We start from the raw sequence: 25,241 nt of genomic DNA, 5'->3' as shown, positions 1-25,241 counted from the left end.
CGGGCCCCACATTACCGCACGCCGGCGCCTGCTCAGGACCGCCGTCCGCTACCAGGCCACGTTCCACGGCAGCTGGAAGCCGAAGGCCCAGACGTAGTAGCCGCAGCCGATCGCCGCGATCACGCCGCCGACGGCCGTCAGGATGATGTTCCGCCGCCGCACCCTGGGGTCGAGCGCCTTCTTGGCGGCCTCCTTGACCTTGCGCTTCGTCCACCGCAGCACCAGCTGCGCCCAGACGAACTCGGTCGCCCAGATCGCCATGCCGGCGAATATCACGACCCAGCCCGGCCCGGGCAGGACGAGCATGGCGGCCCCCGCGGCCACGACCGCGAGGCCGACCAGGAACACCCCGACCTGCCAGCTCAGATGGAGCGGCCGGGAGGCCCGGATGAAGCGGGGTGCCCGCGAGCCGAGGCGCGGCTCGCCGGCGTCCTCCGGCTCAGACTCCACTTCCGCCTCCGGCCCGGACTCCGTCCTCATGTCGACCACCGTCGCACTCCGGCCAACGCTCCGCACCTCGGCGGTCGCGGCGCCCGCCGGCCCGCCGGCCGGCACCGGGCCGGCGTACCCCCGGCGACCGTCACTCTCCGCATCCATGGATCAAACCTACCGGACACCCCGGCGCGGCCGGAACGGTCGGGAGTATGACCGAAGACTCCTCCATACGGGTTACACAAAGGCCCGTAAAAGGGTCAGAGGGGTTTACAACCGGACTCTAGGTGGCATGTCGATTTCGCCGACGTGCGAATCCCCGAGCGCACACTGAGCGAAAGGCCATGGCGCTTATGAACACCACGGTCAGCTGCGAGCTGCACCTGCGCCTCGTTGTGTCGAGCGAATCCTCCCTGCCCGTTCCGGCGGGCCTGCGGTATGACACGGCCGACCCCTACGCCGTGCACGCCACCTTCCACACCGGAGCCGAGGAAACCGTCGAGTGGGTGTTCGCCCGCGACCTCCTCGCCGAGGGGCTGCACCGGCCCACCGGCACCGGCGACGTCCGGGTGTGGCCGTCCCGCAGCCACGGGCAGGGGGTCGTCTGCATCGCCCTCAGCTCACCGGAGGGTGAAGCACTGCTCGAAGCCCCGGCGCGGGCGCTGGAATCGTTCCTCAAGCGGACGGACGCCGCGGTGCCGCCCGGCACCGAACACCGGCACTTCGACCTCGACACCGAACTCTCCCACATCCTCGCGGAGAGCTGAGGAGGCAGGAACGCGGGTCAGCCACCCGCAGCAACGCAACCGCTCACCGCTCGCGGCCGTCCGACTCGGGGCGACGGCTCGGGCCGGCACACAACCGAAGGGGGCGGCGCCCTCACCGCGGTGGCTCCGCGGTGAGGGCGCCGTCGCGCCCGGCGAGCCGCTAGAGTCGGCCGGCATCCGAAGAGGAAGCCGCCGACCACCGGCCAGGGAGCGATCCGTGCTGATCAACCACGACACCCGGTGCGCGCTCGACAGCGTCATCGATCTCGTGAACACCTCGGGGGAGGGCGGCGAGCCCGACGCTCTCCAGAACCTCGCGGACCTCCACCGCTTCGTCCACCGCCACAGCATCAGCGACATCGGCACCCTCGGCGAGGACGACCTCGCCGCCGTGCGGGACGTCCGCGCCCGCTTCGCCGAGGTCTTCGCCGCCGACGGCACCACGGAGGCCGCACGGCTGCTCAACGCCATGGTCGCGGCCGCGGGCACCACGCCCCGGCTCACCGACCACGACGGCTACGACTGGCACATCCACTACTTCGCGCCGGGCTCCTCGATAGCGGACCACCTCGCCGCCGACGGGGGCATGGCCCTCGCCTTCCTCGTCGTCGCCGGCGAACGCGAGCGGCTGCGGCGCTGCGAGGCCCCGGACTGCCGCCGGGCCTTCGTCGACCTCTCCCGCAACCGTTCGCGCCGCTACTGCGACAGCCGCACCTGCGGCAACCGATTGCATGTGGCCGCCTACCGGGCCCGGCGCCGGGAGGCCGCGGAGCAGTGAGGCCCCCATCCTCCCGGCGAGTGCGGGACGCGCCGGGCGCCGGGGCGTCACCACCGGTGGAGACCGAGGAGGTCGTAGACGGCGCCGAAGAGCAGCAGGGAGCCGATGACGGTCAGGAAGAGCATCAGCGGCGGCTGGGAGAGCGCGTAGAGACAGCCCCGGCTCTCGGGGGGAGCGGCGGGCTCGGCGGTGACCGGAACGGAACTCCGGGTGCTCGGCTCTGCGCAGGTCAGGGGTGGTTCGGTGGCCCGAAGGGCAAGGTCATCGTTCATCTCGGGCAGATGATGACGCACCCGTGGCCACGCACACCGCCAAGACGCCGGAATTCACCCGGAGTTCAAATGTTCTCGGGTTTACTTTCTAGATTCCGTGCTTCTTCAGGATCGCCTCGATGTCCTCGAAGTCCTCCAGACCGGTGTCCTGCCCGCCCCGCTTGCCGCCCTTGCGGTCCGGCTCCGCGTCGCGCCCCTGTGCCCGTCCGGGGCCCAGGGACGGCGCAGACGCCCCCGGCGCCACCGCGCCACGCCGCTCCCCGGCGGAGGCCGCGCGGCGTTCCGTACGGGACGGGCCGCGGCGCCTGCCGACGATCCGGGTGACGACGAGCAGGACCACGGACACCGCAAGGACGGCGAACCCGGCCCAGACGGACGGCTTCAGCACCAGATCGGCGGCCCAGTCGGCCGTGGCGGCCGCGATGTCACCGGCCAGATCCGCCAGCCCGGCCATCGCCAGGCCCACCGGGATCAGCGCCAGGGCGGCGATGCGGGTCGCGGCCAGAAAACGCTTCCTATAGGCGGTGAGCAGGGCGAGGGCCAGGCCGGCCGCGGACAGCGCGACACAGACGGTCGTGGTCAGCATGGCGGCCCCTCAGCGGCGATCGCGGACATTGCCACTCCCATCCCCCGTACGTTCGTCCCCGTGATTCCTCTTCCATCCTGCACCCGGTGGCGGTGCCGGGGCCATGCCGGCGGGGAGGGGTCAGGGACTTTCCGGGGTCGCCCGTCATCCTCAGGTGCCGGTCCCGGCCCTCCGGGCGGGCTGGGAGACTGGCGCCATGATGGACACCACCACCGGCCGCACCGTCGTCCTCGACGTCTGGTGCGAACTGCAGTGCCCCGACTGCCGCACCGCCCTGGCGGACCTCCGCGCCCTGCGCGCCCGCTACGGCGACGCGCTCGTGACCCGGCTGCGCCACTTCCCCCTGGACAAGCACCGGCACTCCCACGCCGCGGCCCAGGCCGCCGAGGAGGCGGCCGCCCAGGGGCAGGGCCGGCGCTACGCCGAGGCCGTCCTGGAACGCGCCGAGGAGCTGGGACGGCGCGGTGAGCCGCTGCTCGTCGAGGTCGCCCGCGAACTCGGCCTGGACGCCGAGGAGATGGACACCGCGCTGGTCGACGGCCGGCACATGCTGATCGTGGACGCCGACCAGGCGGAGGGCAAGGCGATCGGGGTGACCGGCACACCGACGTATGTGATCGGCGGTGAGCGGCTGGACGGCGGCCGGAGCCAGGAGGGGCTGCGGGAGCGCGTCGAGGAGATCGCGGACCGGCTGCTCGCGGAGGACGGGGACGCCGCCTGAACCGCCCGGTCCCGCCGGTCCGGCGCGGTCGGCGGGCGGACCGGGGGGACCGGGCGGACCGGCCGGGTCAGAGCAGGGGCTTGGTGAGGAGGTGGCGGGCCGTCTCGTAGCCGAGGGAGGTGTAGAGGCGGAGGGCCGGGGTGTTGTCCGTGAAGACGCGCAGGCCGAGGGTCCCCGCCCCGGCCGCCCGGCACTCCCGTTCGGCCAGGAGCATCAGGGACCGGCCGTGGCCCCGGCCCCGCAGCCCCTCCACCACCTCGACCTCGTAGACGTAGGCGTCGAAGCCCTCCGGGGCCCGCTCGCCCAGCCCGAGCCAGAGCACGCCCGCGTCCGTGCCCTCGTGGGAGAGGACGCGCAGCAGGGTCTCCGGGGTGCGGACCCCGTCCGGCAGCAGCCGCGCGTGGTCCGCCCCGGCCACGGCGCGGGCCCGCTCCTCCGGGACACCGCGGCCGGTCAGCAGGCGCGCGTAGGTCTCCCGGGACTGCTGCTGCCAGGCGGCGAACTCGGTGGCGTTCATCGGGCGGCCCTCGCTGCCCGCCGGGAGGGGCGGGGGCTCCGCGGGGACCCGCTTGCGCAGATTACGGGCGAACTCGGTGTAGCCGAGGGCCTCCGCCATCCGCAGGGCCGCGCCGGACGACTCCGGCACGGCGATCTCCGTACGGACGCAGCCCCAGCCGCGCAGCACCTCCTCGGCGGCCAGCACGGCCACGGTGCCGCGCCCGCGCCGCCGGTCGGGCACGGCGATGCGCAGCCCCTCGATACGGCCCACGGAGCCGGGCCGGGCGTCCGCGGTGAGGCCGACGGTGCCCACGGGGCGGCTGTTGACGCAGACCTCGTAGCCGCGGGCGCGTGAGCCGTCGCGGTCGCGCCGTTCCGGCCCCGTGGGCCGCAGAGTTGTCGTCATCAAGATTTTGTACCGGGCGCGAAGGCCCGGCGTCACCCGTCGTGCGGGCCGGAGTTCCGCACGGACCGGCCGCGGACCGGGCCGGGGCCGGCCGGGTGCGGGCCGGAGGGGTGCGGGTCAGGCCGGGTCCGGGTCGGCCGCCGAGCGTTCCGCGAAGACCCGCATCGCCTTGGCCGTGACCGGTCCGGGGGCGCCGGGCAGCGTCCGGTCGCCGACCCGGTGCACGGCCTGGACGTCACGGAGCGTGGAGGTCAGGAAGATCTCCTCGGCCCGGTCCAGGACGTCCATCGGCAGCTCGGTCTCCCGCGCGCCGGTCCACTCGGCGGTCAGGGCGCGGGTGATCCCGGCGAGGCAGCCGGAGGAGAGCGGCGGGGTGTGCGGGACGCCGTCGAGGACCACGAAGACGTTGGAGCCGGTGCCCTCGCAGAGCTGCCCCACGGTGTTGGCGAACAAGGCCTCCGACGCGCCCTGTTCGCGGGCGCGGGCCAGCGCCAGGACGTTCTCCGCGTACGAGGTGGTCTTGAGGCCGGTGAGGGCGCCGCGCTCGTTGCGGACCCAGTCCACGGTGATCACGGCCGTGCTGTCGGGCGAGGGCTTGGCCTCGCCGAGGGCGACGACCAGGGTCGGCCGGGCGGTGCCGCGGTCGGAGCCGAGCGGGGAGAGCCCGCCGGTGTAGGTGATCCGCAGCCGGCCGTAGGGCAGGGGGTTGGCGGCGAGCACCGCCTCGCAGGCGTGCCGGACCTCGTCGCGGTCGGGCTCCGGCAGGCCGAGACCGCGGGCGGACACGGCCAGCCGGTCGAGGTGGCGGCTGACGGCGAAGGCCCGGCCGTTCTGGGCCTTGAGGGTCTCGAACACGCCGTCGCCGACGGTGAGTCCGTGGTCGAGTACGGAGACGCGCGCGTCGTCCGCGTCCCGCAGTTTCCCGCCCAGCCAGATCTTCACAGTGTCTCTCCTCGCGTTCCCCGGGCCGCGGTGTGCTCCGCGTCCTGCGGTTGTCCCGCTTCCTCCGGTTTCCCCGGCCTCTCCGACGCTATCGCGAGCAGCCGGCGTGCCTTGAGTTCGGTCTCGGCCCACTCGCGCTCGGGGTCGGAGCCCCAGGTGATGCCCGCGCCGGTGCCGAAGCGCAGCAGCGGGCCGCCGGGGGCCTCGCGGTCGATCCAGAAGGTGCGGATGCCGACGGCCAGTTCGCCGGTGCCGCGGTCCGCGTCGACCCAGCCGATGCCGCCGCAGTACGGGCCGCGGGGTGCCGTCTCCAGCTCCTCGATGATCCGCAGCGCGCTGGACTTGGGGGCCCCGGTGACGGAGCCGGGCGGGAAGGTGCCGTCCAGGAGTTCGGGCCAGCCCGCGCCGCCGGCCAGTTCACCGCGCACCGTGGAGACGAGGTGCACCAGGCCCGGGTGGGCCTCGACGGCGCACAGCCCGGGCACGGTCACGGAGCCGGTGGCGCAGACCCGCCCGAGGTCGTTGCGGACCAGGTCCACGATCATGACGTTCTCGGCGTGGTCCTTCTCCAGCAGATCGGCGGCGGTGCGGCCGGTGCCCTTGATCGGCCCCGACTCCACGGTGCGGCCGTTCCGGCGCAGGAAGAGTTCGGGCGAGGCGGTGGCGATCTCCACACCGTGTGCGGGCAGCCGCACGGTGCCCGCGTACGGGGCCGGGTTGCCGCGGGCCAGCAGCGCCGTGAGGGCGTCGATGTCGGCCGTGGCGGGGTCGGGCAGCGGTGCGGAGAGCACCCGGCAGAGGTTGGCCTGGTAGACCTCGCCCGCGGCGATGTGCTCCCGGATACGGCGGACACCGGCGAGGTAGCCGTCCCGGTCCAGGGAGGAGGTCCACTCCCCCGGCGCGGGTCCGCGCCAGGCTGCCGGGGCGGGCGCCGGCGGGGGCGCGGGCCGTACGTCGCCGAAGCGGGCGCAGACCAGTCCGCCCTCGAAGCCGGCCACCACCGCCCAGAAGCCACCGGATTCCAGGGCCGCGGGGTCGCCGGTGACGTCGCGCAGGTCAGCGGCGACGAATCCGCCGAAGCGGGCCAGAGGGACGAGGTCGGACACGGGTGCGATTCTATGGCCGGCGGGCCGTCCGGCCCTCCCCGCCGGTGATGAGCGCAGCACGCTGGGCAAACGGAATTTGAGCTGGCCCGGGAATCCGCTAGAGTTCGACACGTCGCCGGAACGCGCAAGCGGGCCGGGGACAGGGTGGCTCCCGGAGTGATCCGGGGAAACCGTGCGGACGTGGCTCAGTTGGTAGAGCATCACCTTGCCAAGGTGAGGGTCGCGAGTTCGAATCTCGTCGTCCGCTCGAAGTGGGGATCGTCCCTGGTCCCCGCCTGGTGGAGTGGCCGAGAGGCGAGGCAACGGCCTGCAAAGCCGTCTACACGGGTTCAAATCCCGTCTCCACCTCGGACGATTAGCTCAGCGGGAGAGCGCTTCCCTGACACGGAAGAGGTCACTGGTTCAATCCCAGTATCGTCCACCGGGTCCCCCGGGACCCCGTACCACCCGCGGCTCCGCCGCCGTCCACCGGACGGCGCCGGGCCGCCCCGCGCGATTAGCTCAGCGGGAGAGCGCTTCCCTGACACGGAAGAGGTCACTGGTTCAATCCCAGTATCGCGCACGCCGTAAACCCGGACGATTAGCTCAGCGGGAGAGCGCTTCCCTGACACGGAAGAGGTCACTGGTTCAATCCCAGTATCGTCCACACCGCAGGACCGAGGGCCGGAGCCGACAGCTCCGGCCCTCGGTCGTTGGCCGTTCTCCGGGATGGCCCCGGAGGCTCAGGAGGAGAAGAGCATCCGGCCGAAGCTCTTCTGCCGGCGGTGTCCGTAGTGCCCGTGGCCGCCGTGGTGCTGGGCGCCCCAGGCGGGCGCGGCCGGGGCGGGGCCGGCCGGGTAGCCCTGCGGCGCGGGGCCGGGCGGCGGGGCCTGCTGGGACCACTGCGACTCCAGCCGGGTCAGCGACTCCAGCTCCCCGTAGTCGAGGAAGATCCCCCGGCAACCGCTGCACTGCTCGATCTGCACACCGTTGCGGTTGTACGTGTGCATCGGCGCATGGCACTTGGGACACTGCATGATCGGCTCAGCTCCTCGCGAGTCCGTCGGCACCGCCGGGGCCGCCCCCGTCGATGAGTGGGTTCACCCTACGACGGACGCCCGGGCCCCGGCCGGGGGTTCCACCGGGAACCCGGCCATCCGCGCGCAGGCGTCGACCAGCGCCTCTTCCGGCTCGTCGAGCGCCCGGCGCCCCGCCGCGGCCTTGGCCAGCGCCTGGGCCGCCGACTGGACCGTCAACGCCCGGGCGGGCACGTCGAGATACGGCCACGGGTCGCCCCCGGCGGGCAGGGCGGGGCCCCCCGCGGACCGGTAGGCGCCGAGGAAGCGGGTCCAGTCCTCCGGGGCGAGCAGGCCCGTGGCGTACCAGGCGGCGGGGCGGGCGAGGTCCCACACCGGCGGGCCGAGGCCCAGGTCGTCCACGTCGATCAGCAGCCAGGGGCCGCCGGGGGCGGGGCTCCGGACGAGCTGGCCGAGGTGGAGGTCGCCGTGGCAGAGGGTGTGGCCCGCCGCGCCGCCGGGCGGCGGCTCCTCGCCGCGCGCCCAGGCCGGCAGCCGCCCGGCCGCCCGCAGGACGGCGGCGGCCCCGGGGGAGGGCGGCACGCCCCGCAGCCGCCGCAGCGCCGTCGCGACCTTGGCGGGGCCGTGCACGGGCGGAACCGGGCCGGGCAGCGGGCCCGGCGGTACGGCGTGGAGCCGGGCGAGCAGGGCCGCCGTCTCCTCCCAGGGCGCGGCGTCCGGATCGTCCGGGGACACCGGGAGGCCGTGCGGCCAGAGGGTGGCGGGGCGGCCGCCGCGCAGCTCCGTCAGAAGGGCGGAGACCGGGGGCGGGGTCCGGCCCGGGGAAGGGGACGGGGTCCGGCCGGGCTCCGGGGGCTCCGCGGGGACCGGCAGCGGGGCGAGGAGGATCCCGTCGAGGAGGGGGTGAGCGGCGATGCCGAGGCGTACGGCCAGGGCTTGGCGGTCGCTGTCGGCGGGGTGGGCCTTGGCGACGACGGAGCCGAGCCGGACCACGGTGCCGTCCGGGCGGTCGGCGAGGACGACGGGCCGGCCCGCGTCGCCGGGATCGCCCGCGCTCCCGGTGCTCCCGCTGTCCCCGGTGCCGCTGGCGCCGCCGGTGCTGCCGGGGCCGTCGGTGCTGCCGGGGCCGTCGGTGCTCGCGGTGCTTCCGGTGCCGTCGGGGAAGCCCGGGCTCCCGGCACCGTGGGCACTGCCGTCACGCGGGCGCGGGACCGCGCTCCCCGGCGGCCCGGGCGCTCCGGGCTCCGGACCGGCCGGAGGCCGCGTCGCGGCCCGTGCGGCGATGCCGGCGAGTTCACCGGCGAGTGACCCGGTCATGCGCTGCCCCCTGCCCCCTCACGGACCCGGCGCGGGCCCGCGTGTCCGCGGCCGCGCTGCTCCGTACCGGGCCGTCGCGCGCAACGTACCCCGCCGTACCGGGGCCGTGCGACGGGCCGGCGGCTCCCACGCTCTCCGCCTCCGGCTCGGGAACCTCCTTCCGCCCGGGCCGGCCGCGCTCCGGTGGGGCGGCCCGATTCCGTGCCGGGCGGAGGCGGGCGGCCGGCCCGAGGGCGTGGAGACGGTGAGCGGGGCGGCCGCCCCGCAGGCCGGTGGGCCCTCGCGCGTGCGGGCCCGGGCGGGAGAACCACCGCTCGGCCCCTCCTCCGGGCCTGCGGGCGCGCGGCGCCGCGGAGCCGGTCGCTCGCGGCCGGTCCGCCTGCCCGTGCGCCGGGGCGGGCCGGGGCCGTGGCCGGGCAACACAACGCCCGGACAGCTCCCCGCTGTCCGGGCGTTCGTGCCGTCCGCCGTACCCCCGTCCCCACGGGGTGATGCAGGCCGGAGTTTCCCCGTCCCGGGCCGCTCTCCCGGGGTCCGGGGCGCTGTCAGCGCCCCAGCAGTCCAGCCACGGACGACGCCTGTGTCATGACGGCCTCCCAGCCGCCGAAAACCACGGTGAGGACTACCGCCAGGGGCAGCACCATCGCCGCGGCGACGAGCGGATGACGGGTGCCGGAGGCGGCGGTGTCCGCGGGCGGCGTCCTCAGGACGGCCCCGACCGCGCCGAGCCCTCTGCGCCCGTGCGTTCGGCTGACCACTCGCTCGACTGTGCCCGCCATCGCCCCGCTCCTGTCATGTCCGGAGCGGCGGGCGTGTGACCTCGGGGGACGAGTGCGTCCGCCCGCCGCTTGACTTCAACATTAGGGGCGCGGCCGTGCCCGGTCGTCAGCCCCTCGTATCGATTCCGGGCCTCCCGCAGGATGACGGCCGGGCCCTCCGGCTACTCCTGTGGGTGGACATCCGCCGCCGGTCGTGCGGGTGTTCCCCGAGGGGATGCCCCCCGTCACTCCCCCCGCTCCGACTCGTCGATCCTCGGGGCCGGGTGCTCCACCAGGGCGAGAACCCGGTTGGCCATGAAGCGGGCCGTGCGCACCGGCGTGCCGTTGCGGGTGACTTCACTCACCTCCACCACGCCCCGGCGCACCGCCGTCTCCACCCTGCGGCCGGCCCGGCCGGCCGTCATCTCGTACGTCCGAGTCGTGTCACCCGCGTCCACGACTATCTCCACGCGGTCACCCTTCACGGGATCAAACCCCCTTCTGCGACGGACCGTTGAGATCGCGCATCCGTGCCGGGTCACCGCCGTGCGCGCGGCTTCCCCCACTCCTTCAGGATCCCACCCGGCACTGACAATTCACGGGTGCGGCGTATGCGCGGCCTATGAGCGCTCCGGCCCGCCGATCCGTAAGCTGTGCCTCGTCAGACCGACCGGGCAGCGGGGATTTGAACATGGCGATGATGCGGCTCCGGCGCGAGGACCCGCGTGTCGTCGGCTCGTTCAGGCTTCACCGGCGGCTGGGCGCCGGCGGCATGGGCGTGGTGTACCTGGGCTCGGACAAGCGCGGTCAGCGGGTGGCGCTCAAGGTGATCCGGCCGGATCTGGCGGAGGACCAGGAGTTCCGGTCCCGCTTCGCGCGCGAGGTGTCCGCGGCCCGCCGGATCCGCGGCGGCTGCACGGCCCGGCTGGTGGCGGCCGATCTGGAGGCGGAGCGGCCGTGGTTCGCCACCCAGTACGTCCCGGGGCCGTCGCTGCACGACAAGGTGGTCGAGGAAGGCCCGCTGTCGGCGGCCCGTACCGCCGCGATCGGGGCGGCCCTCGCGGAGGGGCTGCTGGCCGTCCACGAGGCGGGCGTCGTGCACCGCGACCTCAAGCCCTCGAACATCCTGCTCTCCCCCAAGGGCCCGCGGATCATCGACTTCGGCATCGCCTGGGCGACCGGCGCCAGCACCCTGACCCATGTCGGCACGGCGGTCGGATCCCCGGGCTTCCTGGCGCCCGAACAGGTGCGCGGCGCGGCGGTCACGCCCGCGACCGACGTCTTCGCGCTGGGTGCCACGCTCGCCTACTGCGCGACCGCCGACTCGCCCTTCGGGCAGGGCAGTTCCGAGGTCATGCTCTACCGGGTGGTGCACGAGGAACCGCAGCTGCACGGGGTGCACGACGCGCTCGCGCCGCTGATCCGGGCCTGCCTGGCCAAGGACCCCAAGGAGCGGCCGACGACCCTTCAGCTCTCCATGCGGCTGAAGGAGATCGCGGCACGGGAGACGCACGGGCCGCTGCCGGACGCACGGCTGGCCCCCTCCCGGCTCCCGGCCGACCGCCCCGGCGGGCGGCACGGCGAGCACCCCGGCGCCGACCGGGCGCAGCAGCGCGCGGAGCGCGGACCGGCGGGCACGGCTCCGGGCCCTTCCCGCACTCGCGGGCCGGCCCAGGCTCCGTCGCGCGGCGGTCCGCGCTCGGGGGCGCGCCCGGCGGGCAGACGCGTGCCGCGTGAGCGGCCCCCCGCGTCCCGCGCGGGGCGCGGTACGGGCACGCGCCCCCCGGCCCGGACGAACGGCACGGGGCGCCGGCCCGCGCCCGGACCGGACCGGCGGCTGCTGCGTCAGCGGCTGGTGGTGTTCGTGACGGTGACGGTGCTGGTCGCGCTGGGGATCGCCGCGGCACAGGGCTGCGAGGGCCCCGCCCGGGGTCTGACGGGCCCGTCGGAGCCGTTCGGCGCGGACCGGGTCACGGACGGTGCCGGCCGCGGCCCGGACGCGGGTCCGGCCCCGTTCGGCGCGGACCGGCGGGGCTGAGCCGGCCCGGGCCGCCGGGCGGACGTCCGGGCGGTCCGGGGCCGCTGCGCCCCGAGACCGGCCGGGGTGGGGCGAGTGGCTGAACCGGCGCCGTCCGCCCCCCCCGTTGGGACGCCCGCCCCCGCGCGGACCGGCGCGCCCGTCGGGGCGGGACGCTCGCGGTGGCGGGGCGGCCGGAAGTCTCCGGCCGGCTCGGGTCCGTGCCGGCTCCCGCAACGCCGCGGTGGCGGACCGCAAGCGCGCCGGTCCGCCCGCCGGCCGCGATCCCGGTCGGGCGGTGAGATCCCGGTCAGCCGGTGGGCCGGCCCGGGGCGACCGCGTAGAACGCCACGGCCGCGGCGGCGCCCACGTTGAGCGAGTCCACCCCGTGAGCCATCGGGATGCGCACCCAGGTCCCGGCGGCCGCGAGCGCCCGCCGGGACAGTCCGGTGCCCTCCGCTCCGAGCATCAGTGCGACCTTCTCCAGCCGGTGCGGCGCCGCCTCGTCGAGCGTCACGGCCTTCTCGTCGGGGGTCAGGGCGAGCAGCTCGAATCCGGCGGCGCGCACCGCGTCCAGCCCGCGCGGCCAGGCGTCCAGCCGGGCGTAGGGGACGGAGAAGACGGCGCCCATGGAGACCTTCACCGAGCGCCGGTAGAGCGGATCGGCGCAGTCCGGGGAGAGCAGCACGGCGTCCATGCCGAGGGCCGCCGCGCTGCGGAAGACCGCCCCGATGTTGGTGTGGTCGTTGACGGCCTCCATGACAGCGACCCGGCGGGCGTCCGCGAGCAGCTCCCCCGCCGTGGGGAGGGGTTTGCGGTGCAGGGAGGCGAGGGCGCCCCGGTGCACGTGATAGCCCGTGACGCGCTCGGCGAGGCCCGGGTCGACCACGTACACCGGGGCGTTCAGGGTCGCGAGGAGGTCGCGCATCGCCTCGGCCCACTTGGCGGAGAGGAGCAGGGAGCGCAGCGGGTAGCCGGCGGAGAGCGCCCGCCGGATCACCTTCTCGCCCTCCGCGATGAACAGGCCCTCGGCCGGCTCCCTGCGGCGGCGCAGTTCGACGTCGGTGAGGTCCGTGTAGTCGCGCAGCCGGGGGTCGCCGGGGTCGTCGACCGTGATGAGTTCAGCCACTGGGTGTTACTGCCTTGTCGGTGTTCCTACCGAGGGCCGTCCGGGGCGGAGGGCCGGGGAGCGGGTGCGGGTGCGGGGAAGGGGTGCGGGGCTGTCATCCCCCGCCGGTCCGCCGCCCGACCGTCACGACCTCGCCGATGACGATCACCGCGGGCGGCCGTACGCCCTCGTCGGCGACGCGCCGTGCCACCGTGGCCAGGGTCGCGTCCACCCGGCGCTGGGCGGCGGTGGTGCCCTCCTGGACGACGGCGACCGGCGTCTCCGGGGCGCGGCCGTGCGCGACCAGCGCCTCGGAGATCGGGCCGATCTTGTCGACGGCCATGAGCAGCACCAGCGTGCCCTGCAGCCGTGCCAGCGCCGCCCAGTCCACCAGCGAGCGCGGGTCGTCGGGGGCGACATGCCCGCTGACCACGGTGAACTCATGGGCCACGCCGCGGTGCGTGACGGGGATGCCGGCCGCCGCGGGCACGCTGATGGAGCTGGAGATGCCGGGAACGACCGTGCAGGGGATGCCCGCCTCGGCGAGCGCCTCGGCCTCCTCCATACCCCGCCCGAAGACGTACGGGTCGCCGCCCTTGAGCCGGACCACCGCCCTGCCCGCCTTGGCGTGCTCGATCAGCGCGTTGTTGATGGCCTCCTGGGCCATGAACCGGCCGTACGGGATCTTCGCCGCGTCGATCACCTCGACGTGCGGCGGGAGTTCGTCCAGGAGGTCGCGGGGACCGAGCCGGTCGGCGATGACCACGTCCGCCTCGGCGAGCAGCCTGCGTCCGCGCACGGTGATCAGGTCCGGGTCGCCGGGGCCGCCGCCGACCAGGGCGACGCCGGGGGTGCGGGCGCGGTGGCGGGGCGCGGCGAGGGTGCCGTCCCGCAGGCCCTCGACGATGGCGTCGCGCACGGCGGCGGAGCGGCGCGGGTCCTGGCCGGTGAGCACGGCGACGGTCACGCCCTCGCTGCGGCCGGTGGCGGGCGTCCAGGCGGTGGCGGCCCCGGCGTCGTCGCTCCGTACGCACCAGACGCGGCTGGTCTCGGCCTCGGCGGAGGCGGCGGCGTTGGCCTCGGGGTCGTCGGTGGAGATGAGCGCGTACCAGGCTCCGCCGAGGTCGCCCGGCCGGTAGCGGCGGCGCTCCCAGCGGACCTCGCCCGCCGTGGCCATGGCCTCCACGGACGGGGTGGCGGACGGCGAGATCAGCAGCACGTCCGCGCCGGCGGCGACCAGTCCGGGCAGCCGGCGCTGGGCGACCTGTCCCCCGCCGAGCACGACCACCCGGCGGCCGGCGAGGCGCAGGCCGACGGGGTAGGCGGTGGCCGGCGCGGGTTCCGGCGTGCGGGCGTGCGCGGGCGCCGGCCGGGCGTCGTCGTTTCGGGTCATGGCGGTGCGGCTCCTCGGGGCGGCAGGGGGCTGCGGGCCGCTACTGCGCTGGAGCGGCGGGCGGGGTGGTGCGGGGCGGTGCGCCGGCCGTACGTCCGGCGGCCGGCACGCCGGGCTCCAGCCTAGAGTGCGGCGGGTTACCGGGCTGTTTCGCGGCTCACTCCGGGCCTGGTGGAACGGGGTGATGTGGGACGCGGACGCGGACGGGGACGGGAGTACGGGTGCCGGGGGGCGGTTCGGGGTGCGGGTGCTGCGCGTTCGGGGCGCGTCGGGCTCCTTCGGGTTCGGCGGGTCGGGCATGCGGGGGGCGGGCGGATCGGCGGTACAGGCCGGGCGGACCGCCCGGCCGTTCGGTCCGGGTTCGTGTCCCGGTCCCGGCCGAGGCGTTCCGGTCCGGTCCGGGCGATTCCCCGGCGGAAGGTTCCGGGGCCGAACGGTTCCGGTCCGGGAGCGCCCCAACCGGTTGTCCGTACCGGGCCGTTCGGGTCCGGGTCGGGCCGGGGCCCGTGCCTCTCCCTACCCCGGCCCCGGGCAGGCAGCGGTGCCGTACCCGGGGCCGCTTCCCGAGCCCCTCGCTCCGGTGCCGGGGCTAGGACTTCTCCGTGACGCCGGCCGAGTCGAACGTGGCGACCTCGTGCATCGCCCGGGCCGCGCTCTGCACCACCGGCAGGGCCAGCAGGGCGCCCGTGCCCTCGCCGAGCCGCAGGTCGAGGTCGACCAGGGGCCGCAGTCCCAGCTTGGTGAGGGCCGCCAGGTGGCCGGGTTCGGCGCTGCGGTGCCCCGCGATGCAGGCGGCGAGCGCCTCGGGGGCGATCGCCCGGGCCACCAGCGCGGCCGCCCCGGCGCTGACCCCGTCCAGGATCACCGGGGTGCGCAGCGAGGCGCCGCCGAGGATGAGGCCCACCAGCGCGGCGTGCTCCAGGCCGCCGACCGCGGCGAGCACACCGACCGGGTCCTCCGGGTCCGGCCGGTGCAGCTCCAGTCCGCGCCGTACGACGTCCACCTTGCGGGCGTGCGTCTCGTCGCTGATGCCGGTGCCGCGGCCGGTGACCTCGGCCGGGTCCTTCTCCGTGAAGACGGAGATCAGCGCGGCGGAGACGGTGGTGTTGGCGATGCCCATCTCACCGGTGAGGAGCGCCTTGTTGCCCGCGGCGACCAGGTCCCGGGCGGTCTCGATGCCCACCTCCACCGCGCGCAGCACCTCCTCGCGCTCCAGCGCGGGCCCGGCGGTGAAGTCCCCGGTGCCCGCCCGGACCTTGCGCGGAAGCAGGCCGGGCGTGCTCGGCAGGTCGCCGGCCACCCCGACGTCGACCACGCAGACCTCGGCGCCGATCTGGCGGGCGAAGGCGTTGCACACCGCTCCCCCGCCGAGGAAGTTGGCGACCATCTGGCCCGTCACCTCCTGCGGCCACGGGGTGACGCCCTGGGCGTGCACGCCGTGGTCCCCGGCGAAGATCGCCACGACGGCGGGCTCCGGGACCGGCGGCGGGCACTTCCGGGAGAGCCCGCTGAGCTGGGCCGAGATGATCTCCAGCATGCCGAGGGCGCCGGCGGGCTTCGTCATCCGCTTCTGCCGTTCCCACGCCTCGCCGAGCGCCTTCGCGTCCAGCGGGCGGATGCCCTGCAGGGTCTCCGCCAGCAGGTCGTGCGGCTCCTCGCCGGGCAGGGCGCGCCGGCCGTACGTCTCCTCGTGCACCACCCAGGACAGCGGGCGCCGCTTCGACCAGCCCGCCTGCGCCAGCTCCGGCTCGGCCGGGAACTCGTCGACGTAGCCGACGCAGAGGTACGCGACGACCTCCAAGTGCTCGGGCAGACCGAGCACCCGGACCATCTCGCGCTCGTCGAAGAAGCTCACCCAGCCGACGCCGAGTCCCTCGGCGCGCGCGGCGAGCCAGAGGTTCTCGACGGCGAGCGCGGAGGAGTACGGGGCCATCTGCGGCTGGGTGTGCCGGCCGAGGGTGTGGCGGCCGCCGCGAGTGGGGTCGGCGGTGACCACGATGTTGACCGGGGTGTCGAGGATCGCCTCGATCTTGAGTTCCTTGAACTGCTTCGCCCGGGCCTTGGGCAGCGACTTGGCGTACGCCTCGCGTTGGCGGACGGCCAGTTCGTGCATGGCCCGGCGGGTCTCGGCGGAGCGGATGACCACGAAGTCCCAGGGCTGGGAGTGCCCCACGCTGGGCGCGTGGTGCGCCGCCTCCAGGACCCGCAGCAGCACGTCGTGCGGTACGGGGTCCTTGCGGAAGCCGTTGCGGATGTCGCGGCGTTCCCGCATGACGCGGAGGACGGCTTCGCGTTCGGCCTCGCCGAAGCCGGGGGCCCGGGGGCCGGAGTGCGGCGCGGGCTCCTCGGACCGGTCCGCCTCTCCGGGCCGGTCCGGCTGATCCGGCTGATCCGGCCGGTCCGCGCCGGTGCCCTGTTCGGGGCTCGCCGGGCGCGCGGGCTCCGGTGCGGAGGCGAGGGCGCCGGATCGCGGGGCGGAGCGGGCGGAGAGGAGCCGGTCCGCGAGGGCGATACCGGGGTCGGGTGCGGGGTCGGCGTCGGGAATGGGAGTGGCTCCGGTGGTGGTTGCGGCGTCGGGCGCCGGAACGGTGTCGGGGGCGGTGTCGGGACCGGTGGCGGAGCCGGGGCCCGCGGGGGCGGTCTCCTCGGCGGCAGCGGCCGGTCCGGCTACGGACGGCCCGGAGCCGGAGGGCTGGGGCGCGGGGGGCTCGGAAGCAGAGGGCTCGGAAGCGGAGGGCTCGGAGACGGAGGGGTCCGTTACGGGTGTGGTCCCTCCCGGCGCGGGGTCCGCGGAGGCGTCGGCGACGGGCCCGGCCGGGGTGTTTTCCGGTTCGGTGGCGGGCTGTCCGGCGACGGTTGGCTGCCCCGGGGCAGCGGGTCCGGCCGCCTCCGGCTCGATAGCGCTCGGCTCCGCCGTCTCGGGAACGGTCTCCGGCGCCCCCGGTCCACCGGGGCCGGCCTCGTTGCCGGCCACCACGCCGGATTCCTCCGGCCGTACTCCGGAAGCATCCGCTCCGGTCGTCTCCGGCTCGGCGGCCGGCTGAGCGGCTTCCGGCTCGGCGCTCTCCGTCCCGGGGGCGGGAGCACCGGTCTCGGGCCCGGGTGCGGCCGTGTCCGGCTCGACCGCCTGAGCGGCCGTACCGGCATCCGCTCCGGTGCCGGGCTCTGTCCCGGCTGCCGTGTCCGGTCCGGCAACGGGGTCCGGCCCGGCCTCCTCGCCGGGGGCGGTGGCTCCGTCGGTTCCGGGCTCGACGGGGGTCTCGCCCGCGGCCGGTACGGAGCCGTCGCCGACGGGCGGGGAGCCGGCGTCGGTGGGCACGGAGCCGGTGTCGAGGGCGGCCGCATCGGGCGTCCCGGAGCCGTCGGGTGCCTGCTGTGCGACCGGCGGTTCCTGCGCGGCTGCGTCGACCGGCGCTTCCGCCGGGGTGGTTGAGGGCTCGGCCGCCGTCGTCGCGGACTCTGCGGCGTCGCCCGCGCTCCCCGGCGCTCCCGGCCCGGCGGCCGGCTCCGCTTCCGGTGCGGCGGCCGGTGCGGTCTCCCGGCCTTCCGGAGCCTGCTCCGTCTCCGGGAGGGCCGGGACCGTCTCCGCGGCTCCGGCCTGCGGTCCGGGCGCGGAGTCCGGCTCGGCGGCCGCGGGGCGGGCTGCCCGGCGCCGTCGGCCCGTTCCCGCGGCGACCTTCGCGGGCCGCTCCTCCTCCCCGGCCCCGGCCTCTTCGGCACCGGACTGTTCGGCGACGGCCACGGCCACGGCGACCGCCACGGGGGCGTCCGGTCCGGCCGGTGTTCCCTGGGGGCCCGCAGCGGCAGCGTCCGGTGGGACACCGTCACCGGCGGGCCCGGCGGGGGTGCTCTCCGCGCCGGCCGGTGCGGCCGCGGTTGCCGGGTCCTGCGGGGAGGCGGGAGCCGCACGGCGCCGGCCGCGCCGGCTCCTGCCCGCGGCGTGCTCCGGGGCCTCGTCGGCGGAGGCCGTGGAAGCGGGGGACGCGGCGGGAGCCGCGTCCGGGCTGCCGGCCGCCGTGTCGGGGACCGCCTCGGCCGTGGGCTCGGGAGCCCCGGGTGCCGCCGTGGCCCCGGTGTCCGTTGCCGTGGCCTCGTCCGGCAGCGCGGCGACGGGCGCGGCGGGACCGGCGGCGGCCGGGGCCGGAGAGGACTCCTCCGGCCCGGCGGCGGAGGCGGCCGGCTCGGCGTCGGACGGGTCCTCGCCGGGTGCGGCGGGTGCGGCGGCCGGGTCCGCGCCGTCGGCCGGACCGGCCTCCCCGGCCGCGGTCGCCGGGGCAGTTCCCGGGCCGCCCTCCGTCTCGGTCCCGGCGAGGACGGCGGCAGGCTGCTGTCCGCCGTCGTCGCCGGGCTCCTCCGGCACCGGCCGTGGCGCCTGCTCGGGGACGGGAACGGCCGCTGCGGCCTCGGGCGAGGGCGGGGCGGCGGCTCCCGCGGCACCGGCGCCGGCATCCGTGCCGTCATCGGCGGTGCCGGTCTCCGCGGGTTCGGCCGCCGCCTGCCCGGGGACGGCCGCCGCCGGGACGGGTGTTCGCGCGGCGTCCGTCGCGGCCGGCTGCCCGGACCAGGGGCCGTTCTGCGCCGGGATCTCACCGAGCTGCGGGCCCGGGAGCGTGGCGGACGGCTGCTGCGCGTACGCCGGGATGGTCACCGGCGGCTGCTGCCGGGGCACCTGGGTCCGCGCCGGGGCGGGCGCCATCCCGGGGAACTGCCGGGCGGGGGCGCCCGCGGGGCCGCGGTCGGCGAGCGAGCGGACGACACCGCCGGTCGTACCGCCCTGCTCGGGCACCGGCGGGCCCGGGCGGAGCGGCCGCCGGGCGGGAGTGTGCTGGGGCGCGGGAGCGGCCGGTCCGGACCGGGGCTGCCCGGTGAACGGCTGTTCGACGGCGGGGCGCGGAATGTACGGCTGCTGGTCGTGCGGCTGCTGCTCGTAGGGCTGCCGCTGCTCGTACGGCTGCTGCTCGTACGACTGCCGCGGCTCGTAGGACTGCTGCTCGTAGGACGTCTGCTGCTGCTCGTACGGCGCCGGCGCGGGCGTGTACGCGGAGGCCGGCCCGGCCTCCGGCTGCGGCAGCGGCCCCGTCAGGGGGTCGGGCAGCGGATCGGTCAGCGGGTCGTACGCGGGCTGCTCGCTCCAGGCGCCCTGGGTGCCGGGCATCAGCAGCAGGTCGTCGTCCCCGGAGGGGGCCGCCGGCTCCGCGGGGCCGTGGTAGGCGTACCCGGCGCCCGGGGTGCCGTGGTGGAGCAAGGGGTCCTGCTGGAGCGCGTCCTGGTTGAGCGACGGGTCGTCCGCGGGGACGGCGGGAGTGGCGTGCTGCGGTGCCTCCTGCTGTCCGCCGTTCTCCGGCAGCCCCTCGTCCGGGATCCGGCCGGTGTCAGTCATGCGTACCCCTCGCCCATCGATAGTGCTCCATCGACCCGCCCGCCCGGCGCGCCCGACCGCGACGCGAAGGCCGCTCATGGAATGGAACGAGCGTCCGCGCCGGTCGGTACGTCACACGTCCCCCGAGCTCCGTACCGAGCGCTCGAAACGCACGGTGCGTTCCGGGTATTGACGAACGAAGTGCCGAACGCCGCTGCGTCACAACAGTCCGCCAGCCTACCTGGCGCGGACCTCCCGCACGGCACGGGTGGACAAGCTCAGAGCGGACGGCCGATCCTGTGCCCGCACAGGAAAAAGCCCACGTCACGCTGGCGTTCGGCCCATCCCGTGTCCTGCGACGTGTCCAACTCCACAGTCTGGATCAAGGCACATTCGACGCCGTATCCGCCGTCGGTGAGAGCCCGGCCGACGGCTTCCGCGCCGTCCCGGGTCCTGGCGTGCGTGACGATGCGCTCGGGCCGCCGGGCGGCGCACGCCGCGACGACCGGGGCTCCCCCGCCGCCGATCCGGATCGTGTCCGGTTCGGGCAGATCCTCCAGGATGTGCGGCGCCGTACCGTGCACCGTCTGGATCTGCACGCCGTAGCGGCGGGCGTTGTCGCCGGCGACGACCAGGGCCCCGGGGTCCCGGTCGACGGCGATGACGGCGGCGCCGAGCCGGGCCGCCTCGACCGCGGCCGCACCGCTGCCGCAGCCGATGTCCCAGACGAGGTCGCCCACGCGCGGCCCCAGCCGGGCGAGTTGGGCGGCCCGGAGCTGCGCGGTCTCCGCCTCGGAGAGGACGCCTCCGTAGCTCTGGGCGGGCAGCGCCCAGCCGCGCGGCCCGGTGGCCAGGGCGGTGTCGCCGCCGGCCAGCCAGGCGGCCTGCTGGGTGACCGGGGAGGCGAAGCCGCCGATGGACAGCACGACGTTCGGGTCGCGCCAGGTGTGGTCCGCGACCTTGTCCGAGGTGAGGACGGTGACCCGCTCCCGGTCGGTGCCGAGTTCCTCGCAGATGACGAACGTGCGGTGCACCGGGCCCAGCAGCAGGGCGAGTTCGGCCGGACCGGCGCCGGGCGCCGTGAGGACGGCGACCTTGCTGTGGGCCCGGCAGACGTTGACGGCCCGGCGCAGATCGCGGCTGTGGGCGGTGACGATCCGCGCGTCGTCCCAGGCCATGCCCGCGCGGGCGAAGGCGGCCGCGACGGACGAGACGGCGGGCACCACCTCGACCTCCAGCCCGTGTTCGGGGGCGCGGAGGGTGCGGACGACGCCGAAGAAGCCGGGGTCGCCGTCGGCGAGCACGACGGCGGTGCCGCGGTGGCCGACGATGCGGCGGGCGGCGAGATCGAGGCTGCCGAGCCTGATCCGCTCGGCGGCGGGCGGCACTTCGGGCAGCTCCAGATGGTGGGGCGCGCCGGCGACGAGGGTGGCGGCTCCGAGGGCGGAGCGGGCCGCGGCGGTCAGCGGCGAGCCGTCCCATCCGATCACCGTGACCCGGTCGGCCATCGTCGTCAGTCTCCTGGGAAAGTCGCGCACGAAAGCCCGCGGGGGTGGGCGGGCACGGTGAGGGTACCCCGGTGGGCCCGGGGCATCGCGCGCAGGGGCCGCCGGTTCCGGCCGCGGGCGGGGGCGCCGCCCGGCGCGTCAGTTCCAGTCGGCGTAAGCGGCCCGGTCCCCCTTCGCCGTCTCCTCGTCGAGGTCGTCCAGATCCTCGGGGAGCAGGCTCCAGACGATCAGGTCGGTACGGATGTCCGCCCAGCCGCCGTCCTCGGTGCGGGTGCGGGCTATCCAGGCGTTCCGCAGCACGCCCTCGCTGATGCAGCCGGTCTTCTGCGCGACCTGCTGGGAGGCGGTGTTGTCGGCGGCGGTGCGCAGTTCGAGCCGTTCGAAGCCCTGGTGGCGGAAGAGCCACTGGGCGACGGCGCGCACCGCCTCGCTGGCGTAGCCCTCACCGCGGGCCCAGGGCGCGGTGACGTAGCCGATCTCGGTGGAGCGGCAGCGCCAGTTGGTGTTCCGCAGGTGGACGGAGCCGACCAGCCGCTGGGTGAGGAACTCGGCGACGGCGAAGACGATGCCGCGGCCCTCGGTGCGCTCGGCGGGAGCGGCGCGGCCGGCCCAGTCGCGGGCGTCGTCCAGGGTGTACGGGTGGGGGGCGGAGGTCCAGGCCGTGACGAGTTCGTCGTTCATCATGTCCGCGAGGGCGGGCACGTCACCCTCCTCGAACGGGCGCAGCACCAGGCGGTCGGTGCTGATCGTGATGTCCGGGAAAGTGGGGGTCATGGGCCGCTCCGGGTCCGGGGTCTGCTGGACAGCCCAGCATGCAGCATCGGCGCGGGAGGGCGCAGCGCCGGGTGGGGCGGACGGGACGGCCGCGGGCCCCGCGCGGTGGCGGGGCCCGCGGCCCGGGGGCCGGTTCCCGGGCGGGCCGGAGCGCGGCCCGGGGTGCCGCCGGGTCAGGACGCGACGGCTCCGAAGGCGGGCAGGACGGAGCCCTCGAACCGCTTTTCGATGAAGTCCTCGACCTCCTCGGAGTTGAGGAGCCGGGCGAGCTTCTCGACCCGCGGGTCGTCCTCGTTGCCCTTCTTCACGGCGAGGAAGTTGGCGTACGGGTTGCCCTCGGTCTTCTCCAGGACGAGGGCGTCCTTCGCGGGCTTGAGCCCGGCGCCGATGGCGTAGTTGCCGTTGATCACGGCGGCGTCGACGTCACCGAGCCGGGTGGGGATCTGGGCGGCCTCCAGCTCCTTGAACTCCAGGCCCTTGTCGTCCGTGACGTCGCCGAGGGTGGCGTCGCTGCCGGTGCCCTTCGCGAGTTCGATGGCGCCGTGGTCGGCGAGGAGCTTGAGGGCGCGGCCCTCGTTGGTGGCGTCGTCCGGGAGGGCGACGGTGTGGCCGGGCTTCAGCTTCCCGATGCCGCCGAGCTTCTCGGAGTAGAGGCCCAGCGGTTCGATCTCGACGTTGACGACGGGCACGATGTGGGTGCCCTTCTGCTCGTTGAAGTCGTCGAGGTAGGGCTTGTGCTGGAAGAAGTTGGCGTCGACCTCGCCGCTCTCGGTGGCGGTGTTGGGGAGGACGTAGTCGTCGAACTCCCGGATCTCCAGGTCGAGTCCGGCGTCGGCGGCCAGGTTCTTCTTGACGTAGGCGAGGATGTCGCCGTGCGGGGTGGGGGTGGCGGCGACGGTGAGCGGGGCGTCCGCGGAGTCGCCGCCGGAGCCGGGACCGGCGTCGGAGGGGGCCGAGCAGGCGCCGAGGGTGAGGGCGGCGGCAGCGGCGGCCGTCGCGGCCTTGAGGGTGGCGGGCTTGCGGAGGGATATCAGCGGGGTACGCACGAAGAGTGCCTTTCTTGCGGGTGGTTCCGCCCGGCAAAGGGTCCGGGCTCCGGGTCCGGCCCCGCCCGGTGTGGAGCGGGCGGGCCGGAGGTTTCGGGTGGCCGCGCGAGGCGGCCCGGGGTGGCGGCGGGGTCAGCGCGCGGCGCGGAGCCGGCGTTTCCGTACCGGGCCGGTCCCGGAACGGCCGCGCCGGGCCAGGGCGCGCACCACGAGATCGCCAGCCAGCTGCACGGCGCTGACGAGGACGATCAGCAGCACCACGGTGATGAGCATGAGGTCGGTCTCGAACCGCTGGTAGCCGTAGGTCTTGGCGAGGTTGCCGAGCCCGCCGCCGCCGACCGCGCCGGCCATGGCCGAGTAGCCGATGAGGGCGATCACGGTGGTGGTGAGGCCCGCGACGAGGGACGGCAGGGCCTGCGGCAGCAGCGCCTTGCGGACCACCGTCCAGGTGGAGCCGCCCATCGCCTGCACGGCCTCGACGAGTCCGTCGTCGACCTCGCGGACGGCCGTCTCCACCAGCCGGGCGAAGAACGGGACGGCGCTGACGGCCAGCGGGACGACGGCCGCCGTGGGGCCGATGGAGGTGCCGACCACCAGGGTGCTGAACGGGATCAGCGCGATCATGAGGATGAAGAAGGGCAGCGAGCGGCCGACGTTGACGACGGCTCCGGTCACCTTGTTGACGGGGCCGTTGCGCAGCAGGCCGCCCTCGCCCGTCAGCACCAGCAGCACGCCCAGCGGCAGTCCGCCGAGGAGCGCGTAGACCGTGGACCAGCCCACCATGTAGAGGGTGTCGAGCGTGGCGGCGGACAGCAGCGGCTGCATCTCGGACCAGGTCACCGGGCACCTCCGCGGACCAGCAGCCCGGCGGCGGTCCCGCTGGTGCCCTCGGCCTCCGGGGTGCCCGGGGCGCGCACGATCTCGATGCCCAGGCCCTGCTCGCGCAGATATCCGATCGGCACGACGTTCTCCTCGAAGGGGCCGGGCAGTTCGATGCGCATCCGGCCGACCTGGCGGCCCGCGACGGTGTCCATCGCGGCGCCCAGGACGGTGATGTCGACGTTGTACGTCCGTGCGAGCCGGGAGATGACCGGCTGGGTGGCGCTGTCGCCGTGGAAGGTGACGTCCACGACGGTCCGGTTCTCGCCGGACGCCTGGCCGGCCACCGGGAAGAGCTCACGGGCCAGTTCGGACCCGGGGGTGGCGAGCAGTTCCGGCACGGTGCCGGACTCCGTGATCCGGCCCTCGCGCATCAGGGCGGCGGAGTCGCAGACGGCCTTGACGACGTCCATCTCGTGGGTGATGAGGAGGATCGTCAGCCCGAGCTGCCGGTTCAGGTCGCGGAGCAGCTGGAGCACGGAGCGGGTGGTCTCGGGGTCGAGCGCGGAGGTCGCCTCGTCGGAGAGCAGCACCTTGGGGTCGCCGGCCAGGGCGCGGGCGATGCCGACGCGCTGCTTCTGGCCGCCGGAGAGCTGCGCCGGGTAGGAGCGCGCCTTGTCGGCGAGGCCGACCAGGTCGAGCAGGTCCAGGGCCTTGCGCTCGCGTTCGCGGCGGGTGAGGCCGAGGATTTCCAGCGGCAGTTCGACGTTGGCCCGGACGGTGCGCGAGGAGAGCAGGTTGAAGTGCTGGAAGACCATGCCGATCCGGGTCCGGGCCCGGCGCAGCTCCGCGCCGGCGCGGGGGCCGCGCCCGGCGAGCGCGGTGAGGTCCCGGCCGTCGACGGTGACCGTGCCGGCGGTGGGCCGCTCCAGCAGGTTGACGCAGCGGATGAGGGTGGACTTGCCGGCGCCGCTCCGGCCGAGGACGCCGTACACCTCCCCCTCGCGGACGTGCAGGCCGACACCGTCCAGGGCGGTGGTCTCCCGGCCGTCCCGGGAGCGGTAGACCTTGGTCAGGTCCTGGGTGGTGATCACAGGGATATCCGTCACTTTCGAGCGCGCGGCGCACGGGGGCGCCGCGCGGGACATACGGGTACGGGGCGGGCCGCGGCCACGGAGGGGCGCGGCCCGGTGGCGTCACGACGCCGCGGCGTCCGGGCGCGGCCGGACGGGGCCTTCATGGCGCGGGGCGTCGCGGCACGGTGCGCCCGGCGTGGCGGGGCGGCACGGCCGCGGGGGCTCGCTTCGGGGCGCGAGGAGCGGGAGAGGGGCCCTCAGGGGCGGCACATTCGACACATGCGGCGAGCACCGGGCGTCTGGATCGCCTCGGTCGCGGTGATGCGGCTGCTCGTCGTGGTCATGCGCCCCAGTTAAACAGACCCCGGCACCGAACGATCACAACTATCCACATGATGGACAACGGCGATCGGATGCCGGACATCGGGCGGACCGGCCGTACCGGCGGAAACCCCTGGTCCGCCGGGCATCGCCCGGGGTCCGGCCGTACGCGTGGCGCCACCGGCTGTGGCCGGCACCACGCCGTACGGCCGGGCGCGGGG

Annotated in this window: 22 protein-coding genes and 5 tRNA genes; 9 read left to right on the top strand and 18 right to left on the bottom strand. The window is 75.7% G+C overall.

The features are described 5' to 3' along the window. Positions 1-48: 48 nt before the first annotated feature. Positions 49-480, bottom strand: coding sequence for a TIGR02611 family protein (locus tag SXIN_RS26785; protein WP_039821210.1), 432 nt, complete (start codon positions 478-480; stop codon positions 49-51). A 305-nt stretch (positions 481-785) separates the two neighbouring features. On the opposite strand from SXIN_RS26785, the gene SXIN_RS26780 reads away from it, so the two are divergent. Continuing rightward, complete coding sequence (locus SXIN_RS26780; protein WP_003959770.1) at positions 786-1,199, top strand: SsgA family sporulation/cell division regulator; 414 nt, start codon at positions 786-788, stop codon at positions 1,197-1,199. Positions 1,200-1,416: 217 nt separating this feature from the next. After that, the gene (locus SXIN_RS26775) at positions 1,417-1,977 is read left to right on the top strand and encodes a CGNR zinc finger domain-containing protein (protein ID WP_019708791.1); all 561 of its coding nucleotides are present in this window, start codon (positions 1,417-1,419) and stop codon (positions 1,975-1,977) included. Between the two features lie 47 nt (positions 1,978-2,024). On the opposite strand, the gene SXIN_RS26770 is transcribed toward SXIN_RS26775, so the two are convergent. Then, complete coding sequence (locus SXIN_RS26770) at positions 2,025-2,249, bottom strand: hypothetical protein (RefSeq protein ID WP_019708792.1); 225 nt, start codon at positions 2,247-2,249, stop codon at positions 2,025-2,027. An 88-nt stretch (positions 2,250-2,337) separates the two neighbouring features. Beyond that, positions 2,338-2,835, bottom strand: a complete 498-nt coding sequence (locus tag SXIN_RS26765; RefSeq protein ID WP_095757656.1) for a hypothetical protein — start codon at positions 2,833-2,835, stop codon at positions 2,338-2,340. Positions 2,836-3,031: 196 nt separating this feature from the next. Between SXIN_RS26765 and SXIN_RS26760 the strand changes: the two genes are divergently transcribed. Then, positions 3,032-3,556, top strand: a complete 525-nt coding sequence (locus SXIN_RS26760) for a DsbA family protein (protein WP_019708794.1) — start codon at positions 3,032-3,034, stop codon at positions 3,554-3,556. 67 nt (positions 3,557-3,623) lie between these two features. On the opposite strand, the gene SXIN_RS26755 is transcribed toward SXIN_RS26760, so the two are convergent. From SXIN_RS26755 to SXIN_RS26745, 3 genes are all read right to left on the bottom strand, one after another. Next, positions 3,624-4,460: a GNAT family N-acetyltransferase gene (locus SXIN_RS26755; RefSeq protein WP_095757654.1), complete on the bottom strand. Its 837-nt coding sequence runs from the start codon at positions 4,458-4,460 to the stop codon at positions 3,624-3,626. Positions 4,461-4,577: 117 nt separating this feature from the next. Then, entirely contained in the window at positions 4,578-5,402 is an 825-nt protein-coding gene (locus tag SXIN_RS26750) for an aminotransferase class IV (protein ID WP_019708796.1), read from the bottom strand. Then, positions 5,399-6,508 (bottom strand): chorismate-binding protein, encoded by a 1,110-nt coding sequence (locus SXIN_RS26745; RefSeq protein WP_019708797.1) that lies wholly within the window; start codon positions 6,506-6,508, stop codon positions 5,399-5,401. The genes SXIN_RS26750 and SXIN_RS26745 overlap by 4 nt, the downstream gene beginning before the upstream one ends. A gap of 174 nt (positions 6,509-6,682) precedes the next feature. Between SXIN_RS26745 and SXIN_RS26740 the strand changes: the two genes are divergently transcribed. From SXIN_RS26740 to SXIN_RS26720, 5 genes are all read left to right on the top strand, one after another. Beyond that, a tRNA-Gly gene (locus SXIN_RS26740) sits at positions 6,683-6,755 on the top strand. A 30-nt stretch (positions 6,756-6,785) separates the two neighbouring features. Further along, positions 6,786-6,856 (top strand) — tRNA-Cys (locus SXIN_RS26735). Between the two features lies 1 nt (position 6,857). Then, positions 6,858-6,929, top strand: a tRNA-Val gene (locus tag SXIN_RS26730). 69 nt (positions 6,930-6,998) lie between these two features. Continuing rightward, positions 6,999-7,070: transfer RNA gene (locus SXIN_RS26725), tRNA-Val, on the top strand. Positions 7,071-7,082: 12 nt separating this feature from the next. Then, positions 7,083-7,154, top strand: a tRNA-Val gene (locus SXIN_RS26720). A gap of 76 nt (positions 7,155-7,230) precedes the next feature. Here the strand turns inward: SXIN_RS26720 and SXIN_RS26715 are convergent. From SXIN_RS26715 to SXIN_RS26700, 4 genes are all read right to left on the bottom strand, one after another. Further along, positions 7,231-7,524, bottom strand: coding sequence for a TFIIB-type zinc ribbon-containing protein (locus SXIN_RS26715; protein WP_078649978.1), 294 nt, complete (start codon positions 7,522-7,524; stop codon positions 7,231-7,233). 63 nt (positions 7,525-7,587) lie between these two features. Next, on the bottom strand, positions 7,588-8,841 hold the full coding sequence (locus SXIN_RS26710; protein ID WP_095757652.1) for a phosphotransferase: 1,254 nt from the start codon (positions 8,839-8,841) through the stop codon (positions 7,588-7,590). A gap of 545 nt (positions 8,842-9,386) precedes the next feature. Then, entirely contained in the window at positions 9,387-9,620 is a 234-nt protein-coding gene (locus SXIN_RS26705) for a hypothetical protein (RefSeq protein ID WP_019708799.1), read from the bottom strand. Positions 9,621-9,844: 224 nt separating this feature from the next. Then, positions 9,845-10,084: a hypothetical protein gene (locus tag SXIN_RS26700; protein ID WP_030542042.1), complete on the bottom strand. Its 240-nt coding sequence runs from the start codon at positions 10,082-10,084 to the stop codon at positions 9,845-9,847. A 206-nt stretch (positions 10,085-10,290) separates the two neighbouring features. On the opposite strand from SXIN_RS26700, the gene SXIN_RS26695 reads away from it, so the two are divergent. Next, a complete protein-coding gene (locus SXIN_RS26695) occupies positions 10,291-11,637 on the top strand; it encodes a serine/threonine-protein kinase (RefSeq protein ID WP_095757651.1) in 1,347 nt (448 codons plus the stop codon). Positions 11,638-11,926: 289 nt separating this feature from the next. Here the strand turns inward: SXIN_RS26695 and SXIN_RS26690 are convergent, their stop codons facing one another. From SXIN_RS26690 to SXIN_RS26655, 8 genes are all read right to left on the bottom strand, one after another. Continuing rightward, a complete protein-coding gene (locus SXIN_RS26690; RefSeq protein WP_019706394.1) occupies positions 11,927-12,745 on the bottom strand; it encodes a TrmH family RNA methyltransferase in 819 nt (272 codons plus the stop codon). Positions 12,746-12,839: 94 nt separating this feature from the next. After that, positions 12,840-14,117 (bottom strand): uroporphyrinogen-III C-methyltransferase, encoded by a 1,278-nt coding sequence (gene cobA, locus SXIN_RS26685; protein ID WP_238153872.1) that lies wholly within the window; start codon positions 14,115-14,117, stop codon positions 12,840-12,842. 589 nt (positions 14,118-14,706) lie between these two features. Further along, the gene (gene cobT / locus SXIN_RS32515) at positions 14,707-19,497 is read right to left on the bottom strand and encodes a nicotinate-nucleotide--dimethylbenzimidazole phosphoribosyltransferase (protein ID WP_095757650.1); all 4,791 of its coding nucleotides are present in this window, start codon (positions 19,495-19,497) and stop codon (positions 14,707-14,709) included. A 257-nt stretch (positions 19,498-19,754) separates the two neighbouring features. Further along, positions 19,755-20,984, bottom strand: a complete 1,230-nt coding sequence (cbiE, locus tag SXIN_RS26675) for a precorrin-6y C5,15-methyltransferase (decarboxylating) subunit CbiE (protein WP_095757649.1) — start codon at positions 20,982-20,984, stop codon at positions 19,755-19,757. Between the two features lie 138 nt (positions 20,985-21,122). Continuing rightward, positions 21,123-21,758 (bottom strand): GNAT family N-acetyltransferase, encoded by a 636-nt coding sequence (locus tag SXIN_RS26670; RefSeq protein WP_019706545.1) that lies wholly within the window; start codon positions 21,756-21,758, stop codon positions 21,123-21,125. Positions 21,759-21,931: 173 nt separating this feature from the next. After that, positions 21,932-22,804 carry a MetQ/NlpA family ABC transporter substrate-binding protein gene (locus tag SXIN_RS26665; RefSeq protein ID WP_019706290.1) on the bottom strand — a complete coding sequence of 291 codons (873 nt, stop codon included), beginning with the start codon at positions 22,802-22,804 and terminating at the stop codon, positions 21,932-21,934. Between the two features lie 132 nt (positions 22,805-22,936). Continuing rightward, positions 22,937-23,644 carry a methionine ABC transporter permease gene (locus tag SXIN_RS26660; protein WP_095757648.1) on the bottom strand — a complete coding sequence of 236 codons (708 nt, stop codon included), beginning with the start codon at positions 23,642-23,644 and terminating at the stop codon, positions 22,937-22,939. Continuing rightward, positions 23,641-24,717, bottom strand: coding sequence for a methionine ABC transporter ATP-binding protein (locus SXIN_RS26655; RefSeq protein ID WP_019708804.1), 1,077 nt, complete (start codon positions 24,715-24,717; stop codon positions 23,641-23,643). The genes SXIN_RS26660 and SXIN_RS26655 overlap by 4 nt, the downstream gene beginning before the upstream one ends. Positions 24,718-25,241 lie beyond the last annotated feature (524 nt).

It is taken from the genome of Streptomyces xinghaiensis S187 (assembly GCF_000220705.2).
Classification (GTDB): Bacteria; Actinomycetota; Actinomycetes; order Streptomycetales; family Streptomycetaceae; genus Streptomyces; species Streptomyces xinghaiensis.
The sequence above is the reverse complement of the archived record's forward strand: the minus strand, read 5'-3'. Positions and strand labels throughout refer to the sequence as shown.

Excerpts from the sequence above, each read along its gene's own strand:
- SXIN_RS26785 (WP_039821210.1), bottom strand. The coding sequence starts at position 480 with ATGAGGACGGAGTCCGGGCCGGAGGCGGAAGTGGAGTCTGAGCCGGAG.
- SXIN_RS26780 (WP_003959770.1), top strand. The coding sequence starts at position 786 with ATGAACACCACGGTCAGCTGCGAGCTGCACCTGCGCCTCGTTGTGTCG.
- SXIN_RS26770 (WP_019708792.1), bottom strand. The coding sequence starts at position 2,249 with ATGAACGATGACCTTGCCCTTCGGGCCACCGAACCACCCCTGACCTGC.
- SXIN_RS26765 (WP_095757656.1), bottom strand. The coding sequence starts at position 2,835 with ATGCTGACCACGACCGTCTGTGTCGCGCTGTCCGCGGCCGGCCTGGCC.
- SXIN_RS26760 (WP_019708794.1), top strand. The coding sequence starts at position 3,032 with ATGATGGACACCACCACCGGCCGCACCGTCGTCCTCGACGTCTGGTGC.
- SXIN_RS26755 (WP_095757654.1), bottom strand. The coding sequence starts at position 4,460 with ATGACGACAACTCTGCGGCCCACGGGGCCGGAACGGCGCGACCGCGAC.
- SXIN_RS26715 (WP_078649978.1), bottom strand. The coding sequence starts at position 7,524 with ATGCAGTGTCCCAAGTGCCATGCGCCGATGCACACGTACAACCGCAAC.
- SXIN_RS26710 (WP_095757652.1), bottom strand. The coding sequence starts at position 8,841 with ATGACCGGGTCACTCGCCGGTGAACTCGCCGGCATCGCCGCACGGGCC.
- SXIN_RS26705 (WP_019708799.1), bottom strand. The coding sequence starts at position 9,620 with ATGGCGGGCACAGTCGAGCGAGTGGTCAGCCGAACGCACGGGCGCAGA.
- SXIN_RS26695 (WP_095757651.1), top strand. The coding sequence starts at position 10,291 with ATGGCGATGATGCGGCTCCGGCGCGAGGACCCGCGTGTCGTCGGCTCG.
- cobA (WP_238153872.1), bottom strand. The coding sequence starts at position 14,117 with ATGACCCGAAACGACGACGCCCGGCCGGCGCCCGCGCACGCCCGCACG.
- cobT (WP_095757650.1), bottom strand. The coding sequence starts at position 19,497 with ATGACTGACACCGGCCGGATCCCGGACGAGGGGCTGCCGGAGAACGGC.
- cbiE (WP_095757649.1), bottom strand. The coding sequence starts at position 20,984 with ATGGCCGACCGGGTCACGGTGATCGGATGGGACGGCTCGCCGCTGACC.
- SXIN_RS26670 (WP_019706545.1), bottom strand. The coding sequence starts at position 21,758 with ATGACCCCCACTTTCCCGGACATCACGATCAGCACCGACCGCCTGGTG.